Below are 24,071 nucleotides of genomic sequence, written 5' to 3' on the forward strand. Positions count from 1 at the left end.
GAAGAATTTAATATTGTCCAGATGCTCGAACATATCGGCATGATACCGGCAAGATTGCTTCTAAATAGATTCAGGGTTTTATCCTTTTACGTTCCAGGTCTTCCTGCTTTGATAATCCGTTCGCGTATTCCCTGCCATTCTACAGTATCAGGAGGCAGTTCGATGGCAATGACTACGGCCTCCGATTTATCAGCACGCCGTAATTGGAAATAAAGCTCATAAGCGAGTTCGCTGGCATCGGCAGGTAATTGATAACTGGCATGAATAGCTGGCAGACTAAGCTTCTCGAAGCATAGGGCGTAGACCGATTGCGATTGGTTTTGAATAAATTGTTTAAGGCTGTATTGGTTATCAAAATAAAAAAGTGTTTTTTCGGGCTGATAGTGTTGCTTTAGCCTGCCTGAAACACGGGTTTCATTTTCTAAAGACAAGGCTTTTGCATTGAGAAAGGTATCCAGTGTTTCTTCATTGATAATGCCTGCTCGTAATAATTGATAACTTTCAGGATGCGTCGCATCAATAATAGTGGATTCAATACCTACTGTCGCTCGACCGCCATCGAGAATAAGCAATGAATCATTGTGGAAGCTGTCCTGGACATGTTCGGCGGTGGTCGGGCTTATTTTTCCAAAAGGATTGGCGGAGGGAGCCACTAATGGAAAGTTCAGGCTATGAAGCAGAGTTTGGGCAATGGGATGAGCCGGGCAGCGTATTGCGACGGTCGACTGACCGCCTGTCACTGATGGGCTGATTTTTCCAGGGCGGACTGAGAACACTAAAGTCAAAGGACCAGGCCAGAATTTCTCCATAAGTTTATACGCATAAGGAGGAATATAACTTACCCATTCCAGCAAATCGCTATCCGATGCCACATGCACTATCAGCGGATGATTTAGGGGTCTGTTTTTCAGTTGATAGATTTTAGCGATAGCTGCTTCATCGCTGGCATTTCCTGCCAGGCCATAAACGGTTTCTGTGGGAATGGCCACAATATCACCCCGGATGAGCTGATGAGCCGCCAAATCAATATCAGTAATAATAGTAGCCATGCCAAGCACGAAAAAAAAGAAAGCGGTATTGTACAGTATAAGAGCAGACAAGTGCAAAAGCCTGATAAGGTATTCTTTAAATAATGGGCGATTAACAGATTAAAAATTAACAATTTAAAATTAAATAAAACTATGGTAGTTTGACTGCTAGCTGATAGAATTGCTTTCACGGATTTTGGTATAAGCCAACCTCAGATGCTTTAAGCTGGAATTCGGAAACCGATTCAGTTAGTTGTTTTTACTGGTTGGTTGTTACCAGACTTTTCAAAGTCAGGCTGTCAAATTTTTTGAGTCAAGTCTGGTGTTTTTTAACAACATGGGCTCTCTGGGACGAGCTGCCTCATGTGTATTAGCTTAAGGAGTTAGTATTAATGCACTACAATCTCAAATTATCACCTCTTGCAGCAGGTTTGTCACTCATCATTGCCTCTTCTGCCCATGCAGCCGAGCCTGTGCAGTTACAAAATGCGTCTTTGCAGAATCTCCAACAACAGTTTCATCTGGCTTTACCCGGGGTACAGCAAGGTCTGTCGACGTCTGACGATAGTCTGCAATATTTGCAGCAAAGCACTGATAAAAATCATGTAAACCATGTCCGTATGCAGCAGCAATATGCGGGTTATAATGTAATCGGTGGTTATGCCATTCTTCATAGCACCAATGCGGCGAACAGCCTGGTAGCTGGAAAAGGCAAGGTTTCAATGAATGGTAAAGTGTATTCCGGTTTAAAAGCGGAATTAGGCAAACCATCTGCTGATTTTATAAAAAATGGCGACGCGGCGCTGAATCAATTCAAAGCGCAATATAATTTAAATGATGTCAGCGAAGAGCAAGTTACGCCGGTAGTGTTTATCGATAAACAAAACAAGGCGCACTGGGCTTATAAAGTAAGCGTTTATGTTCGTTATGATGACCGTATTCCGGAAAGACCCTCCGCAATTCTGGACGCTGATACTTTAAAACCATTTGTCCAATGGAATGATATCAAGACAGGGCGTGCTGCGGTTAAAGGGAAAGGCTTTGGCGGTAACAGCAAAGTAGGTGAAGTGAGTTATGGCCGTGATCTTCCACTCCTGGAAATTACCCGCTCCAAACTGCTCAATAAATGCTATATGGAGAATAAAGAAGTCCGTGTAGTGGATATGGAGCATAGTTATTATTCAACCAACAAGCCCATGAGTTTCTCCTGTAAGAAGAATGATGGGGATGAGGACATTTTCTGGACTGGTTACAAAGCGGATGGCTATGATCGCGACAATGGCGCCTATTCACCAACCAATGATGCATTGTATGCGGGTTATGTAATCAAACACATGTACCACGACTGGTATGGTGTAGAAGCGTTGAAGAAACGAGATGGTTCGCCCATGCAGTTAGTAATGCGCGTACACTATGGTCAAGGTTATGAAAATGCATATTGGGATGGCAAACAAATGACCTTCGGTGATGGTGATACCTTTATGTATCCATTAGTTTCTCTGGGTGTCGGCAGCCATGAAGTAAGCCACGGATTTACTGAACAGCATTCCGGACTGGAATACTATGGTCAATCAGGCGGAATGAACGAGTCATTCTCTGACATGGCGGCAATGGCAGCTGAGTATTATTCAGTGGGCAAAAGCAGTTGGATGATCGGCGCTGAAATCATGAAAGAAGACAGCGGTTGGGAAACTCTGCGTTATATGGATGTACCCAGTAAAGATGGTATGTCAATCGATTCCGCCGACGAATACGATAGCAGTCTGGACGTTCACTTCTCCAGTGGTGTGTATAACAGATTGTATTACACACTGTCTAATCAGGCTGGCTGGGATCCTAAAAAGGCTTTTGACGTGATGGTTAAAGCTAATATGGATTACTGGACACCTTATGAGACATTTGATGAAGGCGGTTGCGGTATGATTAGCGCAGCGAAAGACCTGGGCTACTCAGTCGACGACATCAAAAAATCATTAGGCGTTGTCGCTATTAACTACAACTCATGTAGCTAATCGTCTTTCTTAAGCCCGGTCGCTTTGACCGGGCATCTCTTAATCATGCTATTCCTGTAAGGCTTATTCAAGCGATTTGTAAAAACTCTGCATAGCTTTTGCAACCGTTTCCGGATTTTCCATATGAATATGATGACCGCCTGACAACATCTGCACCTGGATACCTTTAACAGCCTGGACTCGTTTTTCCATTGCTTCCTTGGGAAAGCCAAAGCCATTATCGGCCCAGATAAGATAGCTTGGGGAAATAATTTCTTTGAGACAGGAAAGAACCTGCCCTTCGGTCATTCGCAGTGGAGTGGGGTGAATCAATTTACGGTCATGCCGCCAATAATAACCTTTTACTTGTTCATCCACACCGCGCTGACAGAGAATTCGTGCATACTCAATGGGTAAGTGGCCGTTTTGGGCTCTTGCCTGTGCTGCCAGTTCAAGAGAGGGATAAGGTTTGGCCGCTTTGGCAGGACTATAAAGGCTGCGTTTTATATAATTGGAAAGTTGTTCACTACATGTTTCCTCTGAAGAGGACAAGGGGCCTAAACCTTCAATTAAGACCGACGACAAAATATTCTCCGTAAGTACACCGGCTGCAAGGCTCGCAAGACAAGCTCCCATCGAATGCCCCAGTAAATGAATTTTCTCATAACCCAACTGTTTAATAATCTGATACACAGTGAAAATGCCATCACTAAAATGATAATGATATCCGTCAGGTAAATGAGATGACAAACCATGCCCGGGCAAGTCTACGGCAATAACATAAAATTTTTCGCTCAAAAAGGGAGCCAGAGGTTCAAACGAGTTGGCATTATCCAGCCAGCCGTGCAGGCATAGTAATGGAGGCAGACTTTTGTCACCCCAGGTTCTACCGGCAATCTGAAAGCCGGGAATATCAAAATATAAGTTGTCCATAATTACTCTGCAATGTTTAAATCAGTTGACTCGTTATAGTATAACTAAAACCATCTGAACTTATCTGCTTTGAAGCCAGCTAATTGATTGCGGATGCTTGGGAGACGGCATCAAAATCGTGGGAGAGGAGCATTGGGTGAACTCTGTAGTATTTTCTTTTGGGGGCTGCACTAAATTATGTTTCGTTTTGAAAAATCGACAGTGGAAGCTATGGCGCAATAAATTAATACTTTCGCTTAAATGGACAGGATCGCCAATGATAGGGCTATCATTCGAAATAGGCTCCGTTGATAAAAAAGGAGAGTAATTTATATACCTGGAAGTCTCAAATTCTCTGGGAGTAATCTTCATCTTACCAAAATGAATACGGATATCGCCAGGGGGAAGAAACTTGAAATAAGCAATCAGTTCTTCTCTGCTAAGGCGTTCAAAACCATTGCCGTGAAGAAAAAGGGTTTTTAATCCCTTTGAAAGTCCGGCAAAAAAGAAGGGTATGTTACTCTTTAACAATTGGTTGTTGGATAAGTCCAGATGCTTTGTGGAAGGAGAGATGGAGCGAGTTAAAAGTACCGCATCTGCTGGTTCAACAAGACCCAGATTATTATAAGCCAGATTTAGTTTTTCTACTTTCAGGTTCTCAATAAAAACAGACAAACTACTGATCCAGTCTCTTTGTAAACTAGTATCCAGAATTTCAATTTCATTGATATGTTTGGGTACTGTCTTCCAGGCTTCTAGCATGCTTTGCGAAATGCTTTGAGGAAAAGGAATGGCAATTATCAGTTTTTTAAGATGAGGCGGCAGGTGTCTCAATAAGGAAAATACTAATTGAGCACTCCAGCCTCCTGAACAAAAGTCTATGTGCAGGCTGCGTAAAGAAAGAGGATAATGAGGAATAAGCTCAATAATCTGTTCCGGGGGATACTCTGACAGATCGACACTATCTGCGAGCAATTGCCGCAAGGTTCTTGGCAACGCCTGCCAGATGCTGACAAGCGCAAAGCTGTTGTAGGATGGAAGTGGGTTGTAACGTATATCCAGTTGTTCCAGTAAAGGCAAATTACATGCAAGTCCATTAAGAAACGAAACAAGCAGTTGTGTTGGAAGGTTATTCCTGTTTGCTTTGATACAGCGTAATTGGGCGGGCAATACATACCCGAGAAATACCAGTTGTTCAATATTGAAACGATCTAAATAATTAGCGGATATATCGAGATTGCGCAGCCCTTTTGGAAGCGCGCGTAATATACTGACATACTCCTCGTAATCGAACTGCATTAAACCGTTGCCGGCAAGAGTGACCTTTCTCATATGAGAAAATTGCGAAGTTAACGCATTGATGATTATTTGCAGGTTTTGCTCTTTCTCGAGCGGCAGGAATGTGAGTTCGGCACTAACCTCTATAAACAAGTTCCAAGGCTCGCTGTTGCTAAGCTCAAATCGACAGGACATTCCAATCCTCAAAAAACAATTCCGGTTTGAAGCTATACCAGGTTGATATCAGGCAAAACAATCTACCCTGATCTGTTTCAATCTGCAATAGTTCTAAAACGGTCTTCTCGGAGATGTTCCGTCTTTTGCTAACGAGACTGTGTTGTCAGTTTCATTGACCTCATCTGAAGGCTGACTGTCGCTACCCTCCAGGGGAAAGAAATTGAATCGACCAGACGAAGCGGGCTGAGGAAATAACCTCTGAACATCAAAAAATTGTTTCATGCTGGATTGATTCCAATCAGCAAAGCTGAAGTTGGCCGGGTTTATGTAGGAGCTTCTTTGATTTTCCGGATGAGAGAAGCAGAACATAACTTGTGTTGCCCGCGCAGGCAAGCCCTGGAAACGAAGTCTTAGCGCTCGATAATGCAATGCTTCATAGTTGTTACCGGCTAATTTTAATTTACAGAGCTGCTCAAGTGGCTTTAAATTGATAAAAGCTCCGGCAAAATCATTGAAACTTAAATCCAGCTTAATCAGATTTTTAGGTAATACGTCGCATAATAGAGCCATTACCCTGGAAAATCTGCCCAGATTGTTATTGCAAAGCTTAAGTGAGGTCACCTGTTTGGGAATAGACGCTAAAATGCGCAGTATCTGGCCGAAATTTAAATTATCAAATGAGTTTTCGCTTAAATCAAGACTCGTCACTGTTTCAGGCAGGTTTTGTAAAAAAAGAATCAGATTTCGGTAGTTTCCGCTGTGAATATTTGCTTTAACCAGAGCCAATGAATGAATATGAGGAGGTAATGAGCGAGCCATTTTAATAATTTCTTCGGGGCTGCGGTCAAAAAAACTCTCTTCATTGATTCCATCAATATTCATTTCGTCGGTGGCATTATCCGATAATTCCAAATGGTGTATTGCTGTGGATGCCAGGCTGGTTATTAAGCCGCAGACTTTATCAATGGGCTGTAGTTTTAATCCTCTTATATTAATCCCGATTTTTAAAAATTGTTCGGGCAGCTGTGAAAAGAACTCCCCCAGTTTTTGCAGATCAAATTTATTAGGGTTTAAATTGCTAATATCCAGGCCTTCAATAAATCCCGGGGCTTTCTGACTAATAGTGAGCAGGTCTTCATAAGAAAACAGACTGGAATCAAGTGAATCGATGCTAAGCTGTTTCACTTCCTCCGGGTCAATTCCTTCTAATTCAGCGACTACATCATCAATGCTGCGGTCATAGTTAAGCCCTAAATTATGATACATGGTTGGTTCCTGGTTGAATCAGATGATGTTGATTAATTCGTTGTGTCCAAAGATGGGACGCTATTGTGAGCTATGCGCTGGTAACTTTCAATAAAACCTTGTTGCATCGAGTTTGAAATATATGGAACTATCTGTTTCAGCACCAGGAAATAGTGGTATTCTTGATATACAGGCATCTGACAAAGAGCTCCATGGCAACATCTGGAAAAACCTTTTCAATAATTACCTACAATATTCACAAAGGTTTTGGCGCGGGAAGACTTCGGTTTTTACTACCGCAAATGCGTATGGCCTTATCTGGTCTGAGCCCTGATTTTGTTTTTTTACAGGAAGTGCAGGGACTTCATATTCGCAGAGAAAAGCGAATTGGGAAATGGCCAGATAGACCGCAGTTTGAATATATTGCTGAAAAAGAATGGCCTCATTTTCTTTATGCCAAGAATGCTGTGTACCAATCGGGTCATCATGGGAATGCAATCCTTAGCAAATATAGCTTCGAGGCCTTTGAAAATCTTAACTTATCCAGTCGAAACCGCGCTTCCAGAAGCATTCTTCATAGTCAAATTAAAATCGGCGAGGGGAGTGAACAAAAAAATCTGCATTTGCTTTGCGTACATTTAGGATTATTCAAACGCGAACGGGCGTTTCAATGCCGGGCGTTGATGCAGCGAATCTCAGAGTCTATTCCAGAGGATGAACCTCTGATCATGGCCGGTGATTTTAATGATTGGCGATTGCATTTGTCTAAACCTTTGGCGGAAGAACTTCAGATATATGAAGCCTTTCTAACTTTGAAGGGTGAACCCGCTCGTTCGTTTCCAGCTATAAAACCCACGCTTTGCGTGGATCGTATTTATTATCGGGGTTTAAAACCTCTGGAAGCCCTTTGTCTGCATGGGAAACCCTGGAGAACCTTATCTGATCACCTGCCTCTCTGTGCCTGGTTTGAGATATAAAACAAAGATTGTGCTCTGTAGGCAAGAGCAGTAAAATACAGACTCTGCGGATTTGGAGGCGTTGTTGCATAAATGAAGACAGGTGCATACAAAACCGTCTTTGCGAGCGTCAGCGAAGCAATCCAGTTCCTGATTTTGCTCAAGATTCAATCTGGAGTGCTTCACTGTGTTCGCAAAGACGACGGGTTTTCTATTTATATAACAAGGCCGGATTTGGAGAGGCTTGCATGTTCTTAGCTCAAATAATGGCTCCTGATTGTGTCAATATTGATTCAAATTCTAAAAGTAAAGCAGCCGTATTACAAAAGATTAGCCAGATATTAAGCGATTGTTTTTCTGAATTAAATCGTGAAGATCTTTTCAGTGCTTACTGGAAGCGAGAAAGCATGGGTAGTACGGCAATTGGCCAGGGTATCGCCATTCCCCATGTGCGTGTTAAGGATTTAAATCAGGCTAGAGCCTGTTTCATCCGCTTGCTGCATCCTGTTGATTTCTGTGCTGAAGACCGGCAGCTAACGGATTTAATCATTGGATTGGCCGTTCCTGAAAATCAAAGCGAGCGTCATCTGAAATTATTGCGTGATATCATTGTTCAGTTTTCCGACCCGGAATTTACTGGAATATGCCGCGGGCTGACTTGTGAAAAAGAGCTTTTTAATCGACTAATGGAAGCACCAAATAATCCCCGGATAAAAATTAATAACCGATTCACTGCAGATGAGAGTTTATGATAAAAACCACAGTAAAAATTATTAATAAGCTCGGTTTACATGCCAGAGCCTCGGCCAAATTTGTTGCCCTGGCTGCACGTTATCAGAGCCAGATCGATGTGACTTTCAACAAAAAAACCGTCAATGGGAAAAGCATTATGGGCGTGATGATGCTGGCGGGTGGAGTGGGCAGTGAGCTGGAGCTGGTGATTGAAGGCCCTGATGAAGTTGAAATGGAAAAGGCATTAGTCGCGTTGATCAATAACCGATTTGGAGAGCCGGAATAATAGTGGGATAATCCTTAGCCGAATGGCACCTACTTGATATTCACCTACGCCCGTTGCCTGTTCCATCGGTATCTACACCCCCCTACGCCCTGCGGCTTGTCCGCGGGGTCCAGTGCTTCTCTATGAGTTTCCTGGATCCCTCGGACAAGCCGAGGGACGTAGGGAGTACAAGCCGATGGACGTAGGGAGTACAGGAGGAGGACGTAGGGAGCAGGGGTTAAGCCTTAGCCACAGCTAAACCCAGCACACTCATTCTGCCGGAGGCTGTTTTTCAAATCGCCGCTTTTTATGCAGCGATACCAGAAGCTGAAGCGGTCCGGATAATGCGTAAAGAACAAATCCAATGAATAAAACAACTGAGGGATTGGCAGCAATCGCCACAAATAATATAACGGTGATCAGCAGATATAAGAAAGGTACTTTGCCTTTGAAATCAATTTCTTTAAAACTATGATAACGAATATTGCTGACCATCAGTACTGCGGTAATCACTGTAATAGCAGCAGTTAGAATGACAATAGAAAGATGATTAAACTCATTTTGAAAACAAAGCCATACGAAAGAAGAGACAATTGCAGCCGCGGGAGGGCAGGCCAGGCCCTGAAAATAGCGCTTATCGGCTACCTCAACCTGGGTGTTAAAACGGGCTAATCTCAAGGCGACTGCGGCTGTGTAAACGAAAGCAACCAGCCAGCCAATTTTACCCAGCCTGTCCAATCCCCAGCTGTAAACCAGCAACGAAGGGGCTACTCCAAAAGTGACCATATCCGATAAACTGTCGTATTGTGCGCCAAAAGCGGTTTGTGTGTTGGTCAAACGTGCGATGCGGCCATCCAGGCCATCAGCGAGCATGCCAATAAAAATAGCAATGACAGCCGTTTCATATTGGTTCTTTAATGAGGCGACAATGGAATAAAACGCTGCAAACAGACTTGCTGTTGTAAAAAGATTGGGGAGTAAATAGATCCCGGAATGACTCTCTTTGGGGTTCACTGCTAATACCTGCTACATAAAAATTGAATTATCCTAGCATAATTGGCAAGTGTCTCGCCATGATTATCCTTTTCTAATAAATTTGTTATAATCAGCGGTTAGCGTTTATTCGTTATTGCTCTTGAGTGATTAAGCCTGAATTAGATCCAGAAGAATAGCTCTGATTTAGAATGTCATATTTTCTGTCAGAGTAATTTTGCGAGTCGTTGTTTTTTCAATATGATGCTATAATAGGCATACTGTTTTGTTTATGCGTTTGAAATGTCTGATTCTGATGATAAGAAAATTGTAATTGAAGGGGTAACTCAGCAGGGAAAAACCTTTCGTCCCAGCGATTGGGCTGAGCGCATGAGCGGTACCTTAGCCAGTTTTAAAAATCGTCGAATTCGATACTCTCCCTTATTACAGCCAAGTGTTAATGCAGAAGGCTACAAATGCGTTTTACTTGATCCCAAACTTAAAGAAACCAGCCCGCAGGTATACCAGGCTATTATGGATTTCGCCAAAGAAAATGATTTGAAAATCTGTAAGGAAGGGGATTAATCAACAGGCTGGCTTTTTGGCCGCCCTGCTAAACATAGCGGAATGTGAGTGCCAATGAGGTCAACTGGTTGACAATCCAGCCCATGAATGCAATGGTATTATCAAAATTCATGGCAAACACACCTCCAGCCAGAAAAGCAAGGCCTTTTGGGCCATCTTGCACTCCCGGCTCACTGGCATGAGTCAGCAGTACAGCGCCGCGAACAAACCAGATCAATCCCGCGGTTCTTATGACCAAGTCCATTGAGCTGTAGATATTTGTGGGATTATAATTAGCGTATTGCAATATATTTCCAACCCCGAAAGCCGTATTTGATAAGGAAGAAACTGCTGAGGGAAGAAAAAGCAAAGCAGCTCCGCCTACTATATAGGCGATGGGTCCAAACATTTTTTCCTGTGAAGATGAATTGGCGCGATAATCTCCAATTTTTCGCAGTTTGGCAATCGCGGTCATGAAGAATAAAATGCCCAATATATAGGCCAATCCGGAAATCAGGGACTGTACAGGAAAGAGGGATCGACTTAAATTGCCGATCATTTGAATTAAATCTGCACTATTCATGGTTTAATTATATACTTTTTTAAAAAGAGATCTCTTGCAAATACAGTTTTTTTACTATATTAAATTTTTTTTTATCGGGTAATTCAATAATGCCAGTCAAAACTATCTCTGCCAAACTAGCTGATGCTTTCATGTTATCCTCAAAAGTAAAGCATTTTATATTTGAACTCCAAGAGGATCCGCCTTTTACTTACTTGCCAGGTCAGTTCATTAGTATTCATTTCGACCGGGATGGCAAACAATTAAAGCGCAGCTATAGTATCGCCAATGTTCCATTGTGTGACAATCGCATTGAGTTTGCGGCAGGTTATGTAGAAAATGGCCCTGGCACAGCATTCTTATTTAATCTGCAGCCAGGGGACGTGATTCAGATTAGTGGTCCCTTTGGAAGACTGACGCTAAAGGAAGAGCCGCCGAAGCGGTATTTGCTGGTAGCGACCAGTACCGGAGTCACTCCATACCGGGCAATGCTGCCTGAATTAAAGCGTCGTATGGAAATGGATCCCGATCTCAAGCTGGTTATTTTGTTTGGTGGACAAACCCGCAACGATGTCCTGTATGAAAATGAGTTTCTTGAGCTAGCCAAGGCGTTTCCGCAGCAGGTCATTTTCAGAGCGCAGTTAAGCCGTGAGCCCAGCGAATCCTTAATTGAGCATCAGTTCAGCGGCTATGTACAGCACGCGTTTACCGAATTAAGTCTGAATCCAGAAGAAGATATAGTTTATTTATGTGGAAATCCGGGTATGATCGACGAGTCTTTTGAACTGTTAAAATCCAAAGGATTTGCTACTCAACAGGTTATACGCGAAAAGTATATTTCACGGTAACTCAAAAACCGGATTGCAGCTCCAATTGATGCAAAGCTGAATAAATCCTGAAATAAGAAACAATGAGGAGAAGAAGTGACTATGAATTATGATGAATTGGTAACGACAATGGATCAGCTTTTACAAGATGGCAAGGGTATTCTGGCCGCCGACGAAAGCAGCGGGACGATCGGCAAACGTTTTGAAACCATCAATGTGGAAAATACGGAAGAGAATCGCCGCGATTACCGTTTATTACTGGCAAACACAGAGGGTTTGGAGCAGTACATCAATGGCGTGATTTTATTTGAAGAAACCTTTGAACACCGCGACCAGAATGGAACGTCTGTTGCTGAATTATTTGCTGCCAAAGGGATTGTGCCTGGCATTAAAGTGGATAAGGGATTGATTACATTGCCCAACACCAATGATGAAAAAGTTACTCAGGGACTTGATGGTCTGGCTGAGCGTCTGGCTCATTTCAAAAAATTGGGTGCGCGCTTTGCTAAATGGCGTAATGTGTATTCAATTACCGATTGCACCCCCAGTTTAACGGCAATTAAGGCTGGTGCCGAAATGCTGGCTCGTTATGCTTCTATTTGTCAGGCAACCGGGATAGTACCTATTGTTGAGCCTGAAGTATTAATGGATGGAGATCACGATATCGAGCATTGCGCCCAGGCGACCGAAATGGTTCTGCACGAACTCTTCCATTCACTGTTCATTCATCAGGTGGAGCTTGAAAACATTGTTCTGAAGCCAAGTATGATTACGAGCGGTAAAAAACATAATCCATTTTCTACTCCTGAAGAAGTAGCTGATTACACGATCAGCGTATTCCGTAACATGGTTCCTGCAGCGGTTCCAACAATCAATTTCCTCTCAGGCGGTCAAAGTCCGGAGCAGGCTACTGCCAATTTGAATGCGATTAACTGCACAGGTTATCAGCCTTGGGTATTAAGTTTCTCTTATGGCAGAGCCTTACAGGAAGACTGTCTGCAAGCATGGAAAGGGAAATCAGAGAATGTTGAGAAAGCACAGGCTGCTTTATTGAAACGCGCGAAATTAAACAGTATGGCTTGCTTTGGTGAATATACTGGTGATATGGAGTAAGTTTACTAGAGAAATCCCCTCTCTCTAACTCTCTCCCCAGGGGAGAGAGGATTTAAGGAGAATTTCTTATGTTGACACCCTTGTGCGAAGGTGGAAGTGATGCAGAAAAAAATCGGGCCAAAAGGCCCGATTTAACTTTTAATCGGTTAATTATTCGCGGTGGGTTTGAATTTTTTCTTTATGCTTGATGAGTTGGCGGTTGAGTTTGTCGACCAACACATCAATGGCTGCATACATATCTTCAGATTCGGCTCGAGCATGAATCTCGGCTTTGGCAACTAAGATAGTCGCTTCAGCAATTTTTACCAGCTTTTCGATATCGAAAACTACATGGATTGCCGTTATTTTATCAAAATGACGCTCAAGCTTATTGAATTTACCTTTAGTAAAGTCTCTTAAAGCAGGGGTGACATCAACATTATGGCCTGTAAAATTAATTTCCATAACATTTCTCCTTCTTTGATTACAACTACATTATGAAATACTTTTTCTTTCATTGGAAGGGGGTATCCCCATTGCCTCCCGATATTTTGCTACAGTACGACGGGCAACCTGTATCCCTTGTTGTGCAATAAGCTCTGCAATTTTACTGTCGCTCAGCGGTTTTTTTCTATTTTCTGCAGCAATGAGTTTCTTTATTACTGCACGGATAGCCGTTGATGAGCATTCGCCGCCCGTAGAAGTGGCGACATGACTTGAGAAAAAATACTTAAGTTCAAACACGCCGCGCGGGGTATGCATAAATTTTTGCGTAGTCACTCTGGAAATAGTGGACTCATGCATATCCAGAGCCTGAGCGACATCGTTCAGGATCAACGGTTTCATCGCCTCATCACCATGCTCGAAGAAATCCATTTGATAATCGACAATACAACTGGCAACTTTTAATAAGGTTTCCTGCCTGCTTTGAATGCTTTTTAAAAACCAGCGGGCTTCCTGAAGATTATTTTTAAGGAATTGATTATCGGGGCTATTGTCCGCTCTTTGAATCAATGAAGCATATTGATTATTAATTGATAAACGGGGGAGGGTACTCTGATTTAATAATACCTGCCACCGGCCATCTATTTTTTTGACAATAACATCCGGAATAATATATTCGGTAATTTCTTCCTGAATCACTGTGCCAGGTTTTGGATTAAGCTTTTGGATGATCTGTAAGGCACGATTTAACTGTTCTTCACTAGTCTGGTAATTTTTAATAAGCTGCCGGTAATTGTGCTGGCCCAGTAATTCGATGCTGTTTCGTATAATTTCCTTGGCAAGCTCGACATCGCTGTTTTCACCGGGTAGTTGTTCAAGCTGTACTAAAAGGGTTTCAGAAAGATTGACTGAGGCACAGCCTACGGGATCAAAATGCTGCAAGCGATGCCGCACCACCTCAATTTCATCCATTTCGAGAGGATGGCTTTCGCTATCCAGGCTGGTATGGAGCTCTGTCAGGCTCTGTGTTAAAAAGCCATCGTTATCAATAGCATCAATAATTGCAGTGGCAATTACCCGATCCACATCGCTCATCGGAGTCAGCTCTAGCTGCCAGCGTAGATGATCCTGCAGATTAGTGGTGGTGCAATGCAGATTATCATAATTAAGATCATTATCTTCAAACAAACTACGTTTTCCGCTATTGGAGTACAGTTGCGACCATTGGAAGTCGGCAAACTCATCGGGGATTTGGTGATCTGCTTCTGAAGAATCCTCCTTATCCTCATTGGGACTTGCCTCAAGCATGGGATTGGATTCAACCGCCTGTTGAATTTCCTGTTGTAAATCCAGGGTGGATAACTGAAGCAGGCGTATTGCCTGTTGTAACTGTGGGGTTAATGTCAGCTGCTGACTAATACTGAGCTGCAACGATGGTTTCATTCAAATCCTCTTTGTTTACCCGCGTTTATACTAGTAAGTTTAACTGATTCACTTGGATTATCCAGTAGGGGATTGGACAAGAATCAAAACTTTTTATTTTGAGTGGGTTTAATTGCAAAAGAACAAGCAGATAATTTTAGATGAGCTTTAAACACGATGAAAAAAAAGCCTCAAGTGGAGGCTTTTTTTTATTTGATTTTTGCTTCTTTGTAAGGTACGTGCTTACGAGCAACGGGATCAAATTTATTGAATTCCAGTTTTTCCGGAGTAGTAGTTGGGTTTTTTCTAGTAGTATAGAAATGCCCTGTTCCAGCGGTGGATACTAATTTTAATGTGATCCTGGTTTTTTTAGCCATTTTGAAATTCCTCAGTCAGTTAAACTTTTTCGCCTTCGGCTCTAAGTTTGTCAACAATTGCTTTAATACCCAGTTTGTCTATAGTACGAAGACCTTTAGTGCTGACTCTGAGTGTGACAAAACGTTGTTCTTCTTCAAACCAGAAACGACGTCGTTTAATATTAGGCAGGAAACGTCTGCGGGTTTTATTATTGGCATGCGAAACATTGTTACCAGTGATTGGTCGCTTGCCAGTTACCTGACATACTCTTGACATATTGTTGCTCCAAAGGTTCTGTAGATTTACATCTAGCTGGGCTTGAATTAAAGGCTTAAGCCACAAATCAGCCGGGGATAATACAAGAGCGCTTTTATAGCAAAAAATGTCAAATTATGCAATCAAAAAGTGCTTTGTAGACCAAAGATAATGGATTATACCCTTTTTTCTGGTGCTGGTCGAGACTCTCGCTTTTTTGTTATACTCCTTCCCTTTTTTATTGTATCGCAGGTTTTATGAAACGTACTATTAAAAGCTATGTGCTGAGAGCCGGGCGCATCAGTAACAGGCAGCAATTCGCACTGGATAATTTACTGGCGCATTATGAGGTGCCTTTTACTGGCACTTTCTGGAATTGGTCAGAGCTGTTTAAACGGGATGCAGAAACCGTGGTTGAAATTGGTTTTGGGATGGGAGCCTCCCTGCTGGCTATGGCCGAGGCGCATCCGGAACAGAATTTTCTTGGTATTGAAGTGCATCGAGCAGGAGTGGGGAGTATTATCGCCGATCTTCATGAAAAAAATATAGAGAATGTCCGCATTGTCGTCCATGATGCGGTTGAGATTTTCACAAAGCAAATTCCGCCTGATAGTCTAGCGGGAGTACAGATTTTTTTTCCCGATCCCTGGCCTAAAAAACGCCACCATAAGCGGCGTTTAATTCAGCCTGAACTAATAAAAACTCTGACTGCTGCCATTAAGCAGGGCGGGTTTATTCATTGTGCTACCGATTGGGAAGAGTACGCCCAGCAAATGCTGGAGGTTCTTTCAAACGAGAATACCCTTGTCAATAAAATGACCGAGGGAGGCTATTCGCCAAGACCGGAAACCCGACCGGTTACCAAATTTGAAAAACGGGGACAGGGTTTAGGCCATGACGTCTGGGATCTTATTTTTATTAAAAAATAAAGAAGACCGGTAGGAAGAAACAACCAACCTATTGTCTTTGCGAACAAAGGGAAGCAATCCAGATCGAACCTTGAACAAAGTTTGGATCTGGATTGCTTCGCTAATGCTTGCAAAGACGATTTTTTTGGTTATGAAGCAACCCCGCAAGTCGCATCAAGTAGCAGATTAGGCTGTTATTTATCGATTGTATGCCTCTACAGAGGCATAGATCGTTCCGGGGAGCTGATAGCCGGTTCAAGTGATGCCGCTCTGGACAATGGTTGATTAAAAAAGCAGCGCGGGTCACTAAAAACCGCCTCTGTTTTGAGTTTTGCAGACTGAGTAAACAGCTCCACAATCGACTGATGCCCTAAAATCTCTGCAATATCTTTCGGGAGCAACTTTATTTTTCCTTCGCTATCCGGGGATTCTGCAGCAATAAAGTTTCCCATTCGTTGAATTGCGCTCATACCTTTACCTATAATAATTTCTCTCAGCTGAGCCGGAGTTGCACGAAAGGCAATTGAGGTGTCTACTGGTATGTCCAGCAAAAGTTTCACAATCTCAGGAAAGTTCAGTTCGCAGGCCATATAAAGCGGGGTTATACCATCCGCAGTGGATAAATTAAAATTTGCCTTGCGAGCAATCAGAGTTTTTACTGTTTCCGTATGACCTTCAAATGCAGCAACCATGGCTGGAGTGGCGCCATTGTAGGCAATCTGGTCTAAATTGGCGCCTTCTTCGGCCAGAATGTCGACAATCTCCGCAAAACCCAGTTGCGCTGCCAGAAATATGGGAAACATCTGACCGCTGTTGACTGCGTTCAGATCAGCTTTTTGAGCACTTAATTCCCTAATCATCGCGCTGTCTCTCTGTTCGACTGCAATCAGGCAGGGTGTAAGGCCCTCTGAATTTTCCTGATTTAAATCAGCTCCATGAACTCCAAGTTCTCTAATTACGGCAAGATGTTTATTCTTGACCGCTATGATTGCCGGTGTGTCACCATTATCTCTTGGCTGATTTAAGTTGGCTTTCTTTTCGGCCAGCAGCCTGACAATCTGGTCATGACCATTTTGTGCTGCCACGTAGACTGCGCTTGCTTTACCATTATCCAAAGCATTTACATCCGTATGATCCAGTCCGATTAGGTGCTGTACGATTTCCTGATGGCCTTTCTGGGCTGCAATTATTAAACTGGTCGCTCCCTTGGCAGTTCGCTGATTTGGACTGGCCCCATGCTTGATTAATGATACAACAGTATCGGTAAAGCCCATTTGGGAAGCCGCAAACAGTGGAGAGACATTGTCTTCGTTGGTTGTTTTACCCAGATCCGCTTTTGGTCCAAGGACCTCGATGATGGCGTTCAATCCTTGTTTAGCTGCAATATATGCAGGTGTTTCGCCACTATTGTTAGGCAGATTGACATCGGCTTCCATAGTGATTAATTCACTCAGGATTTCAGGATAAGCATTTTGGGCAGCCATGCAGGCAGGCGTCATCCCCTGCATACCCTGAAAATCCAGATTGGCTGAATATTCAGACAACTTACTGATAAGTGTCTTATCGCCAGATACTGCGGCAATCCAAGCCAGGTTTGCATACTCATCATGTCGTTGGGCCATTTCTTCGTTAATCACATGTGAGTTTTTAAATAGCTCCAGTTTTTTCTCTAGATCCGGGTTTGCCTGAGCAAAAGCGGTTCGGATAACGCGAGCATTAAAGGCAATATAGGGGCTATTATTTCTATAGGCCGTATGAATAAAATCGGTTAGTAACGCCGGATCTTTGGCTACTGCCTTATCTGTCGTAAAATCCTGATTAATGTCACGACAACTCCATCCCTGATTGGGCTTATAGACCAGTCCAATGGCATGATGCGCATTATTTAAAAGCAGGGCCACAGGCGCATTCAGTTTCTCAGCCCGCTCCTTGAATTCCAGTAAGTCATTGAGTTCTGTAAGATAGCTTTTGATTTCTTCAGGCTTAAACACAAAAGACGCGGAGTATAAGTCCTTAAGTCCACCTTGCTGTTGAATAGCTTCTGTAGAGATGGCTGAGGAAACTGTTTCCCAATGCCGTTGAAGCACTGGAAATCCGGTATTGAATAATTCTGAAAAGTTACTGGGATTATGGAAAATACAGATCCGGCGTACGGTTTGATAGATCTCAATAAGTTCCTGCTCTCTTTCCGAAAGCAACTCCGCATTATCGCTTTTGAGTCTGGCTTTCTTAATTTCCGCGGTAAGGATCTCTGGAGAAGAGGCAGCAATTTCTGCGATGCATTTTTCAAAACGCTGCTCATCTGCATCACTGCTAAGGCAAGCCTCTATCCACTGGATGGTAAAGCCATGACAAAGGCCTTCGGGATTGTTATAAAGGCCCAGTTCCATTGCAAGTTTAAGCAGATTTGGATGTGCTATCGCCATAGGATTTCCAAAAATAAGATACTATAGCATTTGTTTATTAATAGATCATTAAGCGCATTATGAAATCGACACCAGGGGATTAATAGAGAAAGCAATTTCGAGAGTCTTCATCAAACTGTGTCATGCCCTGTCAGATTTGGGAGATCTCTCACTGCGTTCAAGATGACGGCGTGCCTGTGAGTAATAAATTGAGAAATTTTTTGTTAATTAGTAAAGAATTTTTGAACTTGGACTTCAGCCTGTGTAATATGCTCTTTTAAATGGCTCCGACTTCTAATAACAAAGAGGATTATTGAAAATGATTGATTTCAGTGTACTGGATTCTGTACTGAAAGACGGCGAATTGTCGAAATTTTTGAGTTATTTGAAATCCATTAATGCCGATGAGGAGCAGAGAGATTACCTGGAGTTATCAGAAGACGGGGAAATATCAAAAGAAGAACTGGGATTTCTGGCCCAGCAAAAGTATGAAATTACAGGCGTTGGCAACTTCACTCTCCTTAACTATCTCATTTTAAAACATGATGCGAATGAGCTGAATTTAATACCTCATATAAGCTATATATTGCCTCATGATAATTTCATTAGCGGCAAACCGGTTCATTTTGCGCTGCGTGAGAAGAAGCTTGATCTGATTCCGCCTCTGTTAGGCCACTTTATGCCTCTTAAAGGAAAAGCTGAAGAGCAAATCTGGGGTTCCAGGGATGCGCGTTTTCGGGTTCTTGTTGAAGAGCACGACGATGAAGCGCCTGTGGGGATGATGCGTCTGATTGATTCTACAGACGAGAATGGTTTTACTCTGCTTGCTCGAGCAGTACAGACAAGAGATGCAGAGAGTCTTAAGGCGGTATTGCTAAGAAAACCGAGACTGGATGAACCGACCGCATTCCGTGTTGCGCAAAAAAGCAAAGTTTTGAATTCTGCCCTTCATCAAGCGGTAAGAGATGATTGGGCTGAAGGGGTCAGGATGCTGATTGAAAGCGGAGCAAACCCTGAAATTTATTACAATCCCGCCACCCGAATCACTCCTTTTGTTATCGCCATTCGTTACGCAAAAATTGATGCCTTACAAGTATTGCTTAAAGGACAATCAATTGCAGATGGAGAGAAATCGAGCGCAGATAAAGAGAAATTGCTTGCAGATAAAGTCAACACTCCAATTTGTGATCCCACAGGAAATACACAGGATCGCCCAATCAACGTGCTTTGTCAGCATCTGAGCAATGAAAAGGATAAGAATAAAATAAATTCTCTACTGGCAGGTATTGCTATGCTGATATGCCGCGGGTCAACTGTTCCGGAAAGTAAAAATCATCGAAAATTGCTTACCCAATACCGGGAACAGCTTGCGAGTGAGATTGCAAGTTATGCCGAAAATAGCTACAAGCGTTCGAAGTTTATTATCCTGCAATTACACGCCAAGAACACATGGCATAAAATTTTCTACCCGGAATCCGGCTTTTTCTCTCATTTAGCGGGTAATCCAGGTAAAGTGACCCAAAAAATGGAAAACCTGGTATTGGAAGCGACTCTTAAATATCGTAAGAAAGAGGCTGAAGGAAAGATTCCAGACAAGAAAAAGGATAGACATTTTAGTAGTGATGAAATTAAATTGGCGGTTTTTACCCGGTTATTTTATAAAAATCGCAATGAGGCTTGCTGCGGCGGGAATCCCTGGGCCGCTGGCTTCTGGAATCTGGGGGAAGGCCGGTTTAACAGTTGGGATGAAGTGAGATTATATGCAACGTCCGATAAAGGGGCAGGTACCCGTACAAGTACTATATATAACCTCATTGAAAGCAATAAAAGCAGTGTTCACAACAAATCGGCATTAGCTTTGGATAACAAGCTGGAAGCACTTCTTGATGAGATAGCCCAGCAGGAAGAGGAAAAGGCGCAAGAACGATTTATGATCTAGATTCTTGGCCGCAGTTTGAGATGGTATGCGGGCGAAGCTTCGCATACCTGTTTTGAAAAAATGAATAAATTCCTGTTCCAGAGTTTGGTACAGAGGCTTGCTTAAACTTCCGGCAAGCCCTAGAATCCTAGCTTTACGTACCGGGTGGAGAACTCAATGGGATGGAAAGAACCAGACAAAGATAAAGATAAAAATCAATGGAATGGTCAAAATCAGCCGCCTGATTTAGACGAAGCCCTCAAACGCTTTCAGGATAAATTAAAAAAAACCTTACTGGGGGGAAATTCTGGTGAGGAAGGCGATCCGGGTTCAAGCGTACCTGGAAAAAGTGCTGGTATGCTGGCATTCCTGGCTTTACTGGTTATTTTCATTCTTTGGGCGCTTTCAGGCATTTTTATTGTGGATCCCGCCGAGCAGGCTGTAATTCAGCGTTTTGGCAAATATGTAGAAACCGTAGGGCCTGGGCCGCACTGGATACCTCGTATTATAGAATCAAAAGTGGTAAGAAATGTTGAACGTGTTTCGGACTATTCCTATTCAGGACATATGCTGACCAAGGATGAAAACCTGGTTTCAGTCTCACTGGCCGTTCAGTACCGCATTGGCGATCTGCAGGCCTATCTTTTTAATGTGACTGATCCTCAGGAAAGTTTGCAACAGGCAACATCAAGCGCGCTGCGCCAGGTCGTTGGAACTACCACATTGAATGAAATCATCACCGAAGGCCGGGAAGCATGGGCAACGCATGTACAGGACTCTCTGATTAAAATTCTTGACAGTTATAAAACCGGAATTGTGATTGTCAACGTGTCTCCGCAGCCTGCCAGAGCGCCTGAGAATGTTCAGGACGCTTTCGATGACGCCATTAAGGCGCAAGAGGACGAAAAGCGCTTTAAGGAACAGGCTTATGCTTACAAGGCAAGGGTAGTTCCTATCGCCGAAGGTAATGCCCAGCGTATTCGTGAGGAAGCACAGGCTTTTGCAAAGCAGGTGGTATTAAAAGCGAAAGGTGAGGTCGCTGAATTTCTGGCCTTATTACCGCAATACAATCTGGCCCCGCTTGTAACCTCCGAAAGAATGTATCTTGATACCATTCAACAGGTATTAAGCAAGAGCAGCAAGATTATTGTAGATAGCAAATCAGGGAATTTACTTTATTTGCCGCTGGATAAACTGGCGCATAACGCAGTGACAGCTTCTTTACCCAAACCTGCTGTGGAGGAAGTGGCTGCCAATCTGGAGGAAAGTTCTGCCGCTGGCGAGTATGACGATCATGCAACCACACGCCCGATAATCCGGCAAACTTATCGACAAGTGAGGAATTAATAGATGAATGCTTTAAGAACAACTCTGGTCGTATTGGCGTTTTTCATTTTGGTGGTCATACTAGCCAGTGTTTTCACTGTAAATCAGGGCCAGCAAGGGATTCTTTTACGCCTGGGGCGTCTGGTTATTGATAAACAGACTGATAAGGTTAAGGTGCTCGAGCCTGGTTTGCATTTCAAAACGCCGTTTATTGAGAGTCTGCGTTTATTCGACACACGCCTGCAAACCCTGGACATTAAATCCTCGCGTATTGTAACTAAGGAAAAGAAAGATGTGATTGTCGATTATTATGTTAAATGGCGCATAGGCAATCTGGCTCAGTATTTTAAGTCTACCGGTGGAAATGAGTTTAAAGCTGAAACTTTGCTGGAGCAGCAATTGAATACCTGGCTGCGTGCTGAATTTGGCAAGCGAACTATCTCTGATGTGGTGTCAGGCGGCAGAGACGACGTGGTTGATGTGTTGCGTGAAAAAGCGGAACAGCAGGCGCAGGGCTTGGGGGTTGATGTGGTTGATGTCAGGATCAAGGGAATTGAACTACCGGCTAACACCAGTAACGCCATTTATCAACGCATGCGGGCTGACATGCAAAAAATTGCCAATCGACATCGAGCCGATGGTCAGGCTGCAGCAGAAGCTATTCAGGCGGCAGCAGATGCTGAAGTGACTGTAACCTTGGCGAAGGCGCAAAGCGAAGGCCAGATTATTCGGGCAAAGGGCCAGGCCGAAGCAGCAGCCATTTACGCGGAGGCTTTTGGTCAGAATACTCAATTCTTTTCATTTTACCGCAGTTTAAAGGCCTACGAGGGAAGTTTTGCCAGTAAACAGGATTTATTGGTATTGGATCAAAGCAGTTCTTTTTTTGACTACTTTAGACATTCTTTAGTAAAAAGTGGTGATACAACAAAGAAAAACTGATATAATTTTTTATTTTGTTGAAGAGGGTTAAGTTCGCTTAACCCTTTTTTCTTTGAGACATTTTGTTGTGAAAATAATTCGCATGGCAGGGTTTCTCAGTATGTTAGCGGGAGTTATTCTCCTCTCCATTATTCACCAGTTTATAGAGTAAGAGTTTAATTATGGGCAAGAATGTTGTAATAGTTGGTACGCAATGGGGCGATGAAGGTAAGGGTAAAATTGTCGATTTACTGACCCAGAACGTCAAGGCTGTTGTCCGCTATCAGGGCGGTCACAATGCTGGCCATACCTTGAAAATTAACGGTGAAAAAACAGTATTGCGGCTCATCCCGTCCGGAATGCTCAGGCCTCATGTCAGCTGTTATATCGGCAATGGCGTTGTTCTTTCGCCAGAAGCCCTGCTTGCGGAAATTCGTGAGTTGGAAGCCAAGGGAATCAATGTTCGTGAGCGTCTGAAAATCAGCCAGGCCTGTCCCTTGATTTTACCCTATCATGTTGCTCTCGATAAAGCCCGTGAAACACTAAAGGGAAGCAAAGCTATCGGAACGACAGGGCGTGGAATTGGTCCTGCCTATGAAGATAAAATAGCTCGCCGGGCTTTGAAAGTCAGCGACTTGTTTGATGAAAACCGTTTTGCCCGAAAACTGACTGAGCTATTACATTATCATAATTTTGTTCTTAAAAATTATTATCAACAGCCTGAGGTTGAGTTAGAGCCTGTTCTTCGCGATGCGAAGATGTGGGCCGCTGAGTTAAAGGAGATGGTCTGTGATGTGACCACCAGCTTGCATACCCACCGTGAACAAGGCGATTCAATCTTGTTTGAAGGCGCACAAGGTGTTTATCTCGACATTGATCATGGGACGTATCCCTTCGTAACTTCATCCAATACCTGTGTTGGAAGTGTGATTAATGGCGCAGGGTTCGGTCCGCGCTATCTTGACTATGTTCTGGGGATCACCAAAGCCTACACGACACGTGTGGGTGGCGGACCATTCCCAACTGAACTTCAGGATGATACTGGAAAGCGTCTGGCAGAGCGTGGGCATGAGTTTGGGGCAGTTACCGGACGACCTCGCCGTTGCGGCTGGTTTGATGCCGTCTTGCTTCGCCGGTCGATTGAACTGAACAGTATCACCGGCTTATGTGTAACCAAACTGGATGTACTGGACGGTTTGGAAACGCTGCGAATTGCTGTAGCCTATCGTGATAAGAATGGGCAATTACTGACTCGTCCGCCTCAATCGGCAGAGGATTTTGAAGGTCTTGAACCGGTGTATGAAGAATTGCCCGGATGGACTGAATCAACCGCTGATTTGACGTCAATGTCGCAGATGCCAGCCAACGCACTGGCTTACCTGAAACGAATTGAGGAGCTACTGAATATACCTGTCGATATGCTTTCAACGGGTCCAGAGCGTGATTCCACCATTATCAGACGCGATCCTTTTAACTAAGAAAAAGGACCTTGATGCCCAAGACAGGCATCAAGGTTT

At 43.3% G+C, this 24,071-nt stretch carries 23 protein-coding genes; 12 read left to right on the forward strand and 11 right to left on the reverse strand.

Annotated elements, in window-relative coordinates; all coding sequences use genetic code 11:
- Positions 1-86 precede the first annotated feature (86 nt).
- Positions 87-1,049 (reverse strand): L-threonylcarbamoyladenylate synthase, encoded by a 963-nt coding sequence (locus tag DYH61_RS02485; RefSeq protein ID WP_058508521.1) that lies wholly within the window; start codon positions 1,047-1,049, stop codon positions 87-89.
- 371 nt (positions 1,050-1,420) lie between these two features.
- Here DYH61_RS02485 and proA point away from each other — a divergent pair, with 371 nt between their 5' ends.
- Positions 1,421-3,040, forward strand: coding sequence for a zinc metalloprotease ProA (gene proA / locus DYH61_RS02490; protein ID WP_058508422.1), 1,620 nt, complete (start codon positions 1,421-1,423; stop codon positions 3,038-3,040).
- Positions 3,041-3,103: 63 nt separating this feature from the next.
- Here proA and DYH61_RS02495 read toward each other — a convergent pair whose 3' ends face one another.
- The 3 genes from DYH61_RS02495 to DYH61_RS02505 form a co-directional block, all read right to left on the reverse strand.
- Positions 3,104-3,952, reverse strand: coding sequence for an alpha/beta fold hydrolase (locus DYH61_RS02495; protein ID WP_058508421.1), 849 nt, complete (start codon positions 3,950-3,952; stop codon positions 3,104-3,106).
- Positions 3,953-4,012: 60 nt separating this feature from the next.
- Positions 4,013-5,404: a leucine-rich repeat domain-containing protein gene (locus tag DYH61_RS02500; protein ID WP_058508420.1), complete on the reverse strand. Its 1,392-nt coding sequence runs from the start codon at positions 5,402-5,404 to the stop codon at positions 4,013-4,015.
- Positions 5,405-5,497: 93 nt separating this feature from the next.
- On the reverse strand, positions 5,498-6,652 hold the full coding sequence (locus tag DYH61_RS02505; protein ID WP_058508419.1) for a leucine-rich repeat domain-containing protein: 1,155 nt from the start codon (positions 6,650-6,652) through the stop codon (positions 5,498-5,500).
- A gap of 191 nt (positions 6,653-6,843) precedes the next feature.
- Between DYH61_RS02505 and DYH61_RS02510 the strand changes: the two genes are divergently transcribed.
- The 3 genes from DYH61_RS02510 (at position 6,844) to DYH61_RS02520 (ending at position 8,605) form a co-directional block, all read left to right on the forward strand.
- Positions 6,844-7,608: an endonuclease/exonuclease/phosphatase family protein gene (locus DYH61_RS02510; RefSeq protein ID WP_058508418.1), complete on the forward strand. Its 765-nt coding sequence runs from the start codon at positions 6,844-6,846 to the stop codon at positions 7,606-7,608.
- A gap of 227 nt (positions 7,609-7,835) precedes the next feature.
- On the forward strand, positions 7,836-8,339 hold the full coding sequence (locus DYH61_RS02515) for a PTS sugar transporter subunit IIA (RefSeq protein WP_058508417.1): 504 nt from the start codon (positions 7,836-7,838) through the stop codon (positions 8,337-8,339).
- On the forward strand, positions 8,336-8,605 hold the full coding sequence (locus DYH61_RS02520) for an HPr family phosphocarrier protein (RefSeq protein WP_058508416.1): 270 nt from the start codon (positions 8,336-8,338) through the stop codon (positions 8,603-8,605). The genes DYH61_RS02515 and DYH61_RS02520 overlap by 4 nt, the downstream gene beginning before the upstream one ends.
- Positions 8,606-8,854: 249 nt before the next feature.
- Here the strand turns inward: DYH61_RS02520 and pssA are convergent, their stop codons facing one another.
- Positions 8,855-9,598: a CDP-diacylglycerol--serine O-phosphatidyltransferase gene (gene pssA, locus DYH61_RS02525; RefSeq protein WP_058508415.1), complete on the reverse strand. Its 744-nt coding sequence runs from the start codon at positions 9,596-9,598 to the stop codon at positions 8,855-8,857.
- 261 nt (positions 9,599-9,859) lie between these two features.
- Between pssA and DYH61_RS02530 the strand changes: the two genes are divergently transcribed.
- Positions 9,860-10,141, forward strand: a complete 282-nt coding sequence (locus DYH61_RS02530) for a DUF3579 domain-containing protein (protein WP_058508414.1) — start codon at positions 9,860-9,862, stop codon at positions 10,139-10,141.
- Positions 10,142-10,169: 28 nt separating this feature from the next.
- On the opposite strand, the gene DYH61_RS02535 is transcribed toward DYH61_RS02530, so the two are convergent.
- Positions 10,170-10,703 (reverse strand): hypothetical protein, encoded by a 534-nt coding sequence (locus DYH61_RS02535; protein WP_058508413.1) that lies wholly within the window; start codon positions 10,701-10,703, stop codon positions 10,170-10,172.
- Between the two features lie 89 nt (positions 10,704-10,792).
- Here DYH61_RS02535 and DYH61_RS02540 point away from each other — a divergent pair, with 89 nt between their 5' ends.
- Both DYH61_RS02540 and DYH61_RS02545 read left to right on the forward strand, forming a co-directional pair.
- Positions 10,793-11,530, forward strand: a complete 738-nt coding sequence (locus tag DYH61_RS02540) for a ferredoxin--NADP reductase (protein ID WP_058508412.1) — start codon at positions 10,793-10,795, stop codon at positions 11,528-11,530.
- 81 nt (positions 11,531-11,611) lie between these two features.
- Complete coding sequence (locus tag DYH61_RS02545) at positions 11,612-12,622, forward strand: class I fructose-bisphosphate aldolase (RefSeq protein ID WP_058508411.1); 1,011 nt, start codon at positions 11,612-11,614, stop codon at positions 12,620-12,622.
- Between the two features lie 150 nt (positions 12,623-12,772).
- Here DYH61_RS02545 and hpf read toward each other — a convergent pair whose 3' ends face one another.
- The 4 genes from hpf to rpmB form a co-directional block, all read right to left on the reverse strand.
- Positions 12,773-13,066 carry a ribosome hibernation-promoting factor, HPF/YfiA family gene (hpf, locus tag DYH61_RS02550; protein WP_058508410.1) on the reverse strand — a complete coding sequence of 98 codons (294 nt, stop codon included), beginning with the start codon at positions 13,064-13,066 and terminating at the stop codon, positions 12,773-12,775.
- Positions 13,067-13,096: 30 nt separating this feature from the next.
- Complete coding sequence (locus DYH61_RS02555) at positions 13,097-14,488, reverse strand: RNA polymerase factor sigma-54 (RefSeq protein WP_058508409.1); 1,392 nt, start codon at positions 14,486-14,488, stop codon at positions 13,097-13,099.
- A gap of 188 nt (positions 14,489-14,676) precedes the next feature.
- Positions 14,677-14,844: a 50S ribosomal protein L33 gene (rpmG, locus tag DYH61_RS02560; RefSeq protein ID WP_058508408.1), complete on the reverse strand. Its 168-nt coding sequence runs from the start codon at positions 14,842-14,844 to the stop codon at positions 14,677-14,679.
- A gap of 19 nt (positions 14,845-14,863) precedes the next feature.
- On the reverse strand, positions 14,864-15,100 hold the full coding sequence (gene rpmB / locus DYH61_RS02565) for a 50S ribosomal protein L28 (protein WP_058508407.1): 237 nt from the start codon (positions 15,098-15,100) through the stop codon (positions 14,864-14,866).
- A 236-nt stretch (positions 15,101-15,336) separates the two neighbouring features.
- Between rpmB and trmB the strand changes: the two genes are divergently transcribed.
- Positions 15,337-16,008 carry a tRNA (guanosine(46)-N7)-methyltransferase TrmB gene (gene trmB, locus DYH61_RS02570; protein ID WP_058508406.1) on the forward strand — a complete coding sequence of 224 codons (672 nt, stop codon included), beginning with the start codon at positions 15,337-15,339 and terminating at the stop codon, positions 16,006-16,008.
- A 194-nt stretch (positions 16,009-16,202) separates the two neighbouring features.
- Here the strand turns inward: trmB and DYH61_RS02575 are convergent, their stop codons facing one another.
- Positions 16,203-18,413 carry an ankyrin repeat domain-containing protein gene (locus DYH61_RS02575; protein ID WP_058508405.1) on the reverse strand — a complete coding sequence of 737 codons (2,211 nt, stop codon included), beginning with the start codon at positions 18,411-18,413 and terminating at the stop codon, positions 16,203-16,205.
- A gap of 298 nt (positions 18,414-18,711) precedes the next feature.
- Between DYH61_RS02575 and DYH61_RS02580 the strand changes: the two genes are divergently transcribed.
- The 4 genes from DYH61_RS02580 (at position 18,712) to DYH61_RS02595 (ending at position 24,032) form a co-directional block, all read left to right on the forward strand.
- Positions 18,712-20,331: an ankyrin repeat domain-containing protein gene (locus DYH61_RS02580; protein ID WP_058508404.1), complete on the forward strand. Its 1,620-nt coding sequence runs from the start codon at positions 18,712-18,714 to the stop codon at positions 20,329-20,331.
- A gap of 156 nt (positions 20,332-20,487) precedes the next feature.
- Positions 20,488-21,657, forward strand: a complete 1,170-nt coding sequence (gene hflK, locus DYH61_RS02585) for an FtsH protease activity modulator HflK (protein WP_058508403.1) — start codon at positions 20,488-20,490, stop codon at positions 21,655-21,657.
- A gap of 3 nt (positions 21,658-21,660) precedes the next feature.
- A complete protein-coding gene (hflC, locus tag DYH61_RS02590) occupies positions 21,661-22,575 on the forward strand; it encodes a protease modulator HflC (RefSeq protein ID WP_058508402.1) in 915 nt (304 codons plus the stop codon).
- Positions 22,576-22,736: 161 nt separating this feature from the next.
- Positions 22,737-24,032 carry an adenylosuccinate synthase gene (locus DYH61_RS02595; protein ID WP_058508401.1) on the forward strand — a complete coding sequence of 432 codons (1,296 nt, stop codon included), beginning with the start codon at positions 22,737-22,739 and terminating at the stop codon, positions 24,030-24,032.
- Positions 24,033-24,071 lie beyond the last annotated feature (39 nt).

Origin of the sequence: Legionella quinlivanii (assembly GCF_900461555.1) — a bacterium.
GTDB classification, from domain to species: Bacteria; Pseudomonadota; Gammaproteobacteria; order Legionellales; family Legionellaceae; genus Legionella_C; species Legionella_C quinlivanii.

Excerpts from the sequence above, each read along its gene's own strand:
- DYH61_RS02510 (WP_058508418.1), top strand. The coding sequence starts at position 6,844 with ATGGCAACATCTGGAAAAACCTTTTCAATAATTACCTACAATATTCAC.
- DYH61_RS02575 (WP_058508405.1), bottom strand. The coding sequence starts at position 18,413 with ATGGCGATAGCACATCCAAATCTGCTTAAACTTGCAATGGAACTGGGC.
- DYH61_RS02530 (WP_058508414.1), top strand. The coding sequence starts at position 9,860 with ATGTCTGATTCTGATGATAAGAAAATTGTAATTGAAGGGGTAACTCAG.
- hflC (WP_058508402.1), top strand. The coding sequence starts at position 21,661 with ATGAATGCTTTAAGAACAACTCTGGTCGTATTGGCGTTTTTCATTTTG.
- DYH61_RS02495 (WP_058508421.1), bottom strand. The coding sequence starts at position 3,952 with ATGGACAACTTATATTTTGATATTCCCGGCTTTCAGATTGCCGGTAGA.
- DYH61_RS02555 (WP_058508409.1), bottom strand. The coding sequence starts at position 14,488 with ATGAAACCATCGTTGCAGCTCAGTATTAGTCAGCAGCTGACATTAACC.
- DYH61_RS02485 (WP_058508521.1), bottom strand. The coding sequence starts at position 1,049 with ATGGCTACTATTATTACTGATATTGATTTGGCGGCTCATCAGCTCATC.
- DYH61_RS02535 (WP_058508413.1), bottom strand. The coding sequence starts at position 10,703 with ATGAATAGTGCAGATTTAATTCAAATGATCGGCAATTTAAGTCGATCC.
- DYH61_RS02520 (WP_058508416.1), top strand. The coding sequence starts at position 8,336 with ATGATAAAAACCACAGTAAAAATTATTAATAAGCTCGGTTTACATGCC.
- rpmB (WP_058508407.1), bottom strand. The coding sequence starts at position 15,100 with ATGTCAAGAGTATGTCAGGTAACTGGCAAGCGACCAATCACTGGTAAC.
- DYH61_RS02545 (WP_058508411.1), top strand. The coding sequence starts at position 11,612 with ATGAATTATGATGAATTGGTAACGACAATGGATCAGCTTTTACAAGAT.
- DYH61_RS02515 (WP_058508417.1), top strand. The coding sequence starts at position 7,836 with ATGTTCTTAGCTCAAATAATGGCTCCTGATTGTGTCAATATTGATTCA.
- DYH61_RS02505 (WP_058508419.1), bottom strand. The coding sequence starts at position 6,652 with ATGTATCATAATTTAGGGCTTAACTATGACCGCAGCATTGATGATGTA.
- DYH61_RS02595 (WP_058508401.1), top strand. The coding sequence starts at position 22,737 with ATGGGCAAGAATGTTGTAATAGTTGGTACGCAATGGGGCGATGAAGGT.
- proA (WP_058508422.1), top strand. The coding sequence starts at position 1,421 with ATGCACTACAATCTCAAATTATCACCTCTTGCAGCAGGTTTGTCACTC.
- hflK (WP_058508403.1), top strand. The coding sequence starts at position 20,488 with ATGGGATGGAAAGAACCAGACAAAGATAAAGATAAAAATCAATGGAAT.
- rpmG (WP_058508408.1), bottom strand. The coding sequence starts at position 14,844 with ATGGCTAAAAAAACCAGGATCACATTAAAATTAGTATCCACCGCTGGA.
- hpf (WP_058508410.1), bottom strand. The coding sequence starts at position 13,066 with ATGGAAATTAATTTTACAGGCCATAATGTTGATGTCACCCCTGCTTTA.
- DYH61_RS02540 (WP_058508412.1), top strand. The coding sequence starts at position 10,793 with ATGCCAGTCAAAACTATCTCTGCCAAACTAGCTGATGCTTTCATGTTA.
- trmB (WP_058508406.1), top strand. The coding sequence starts at position 15,337 with ATGAAACGTACTATTAAAAGCTATGTGCTGAGAGCCGGGCGCATCAGT.
- DYH61_RS02580 (WP_058508404.1), top strand. The coding sequence starts at position 18,712 with ATGATTGATTTCAGTGTACTGGATTCTGTACTGAAAGACGGCGAATTG.
- DYH61_RS02500 (WP_058508420.1), bottom strand. The coding sequence starts at position 5,404 with ATGTCCTGTCGATTTGAGCTTAGCAACAGCGAGCCTTGGAACTTGTTT.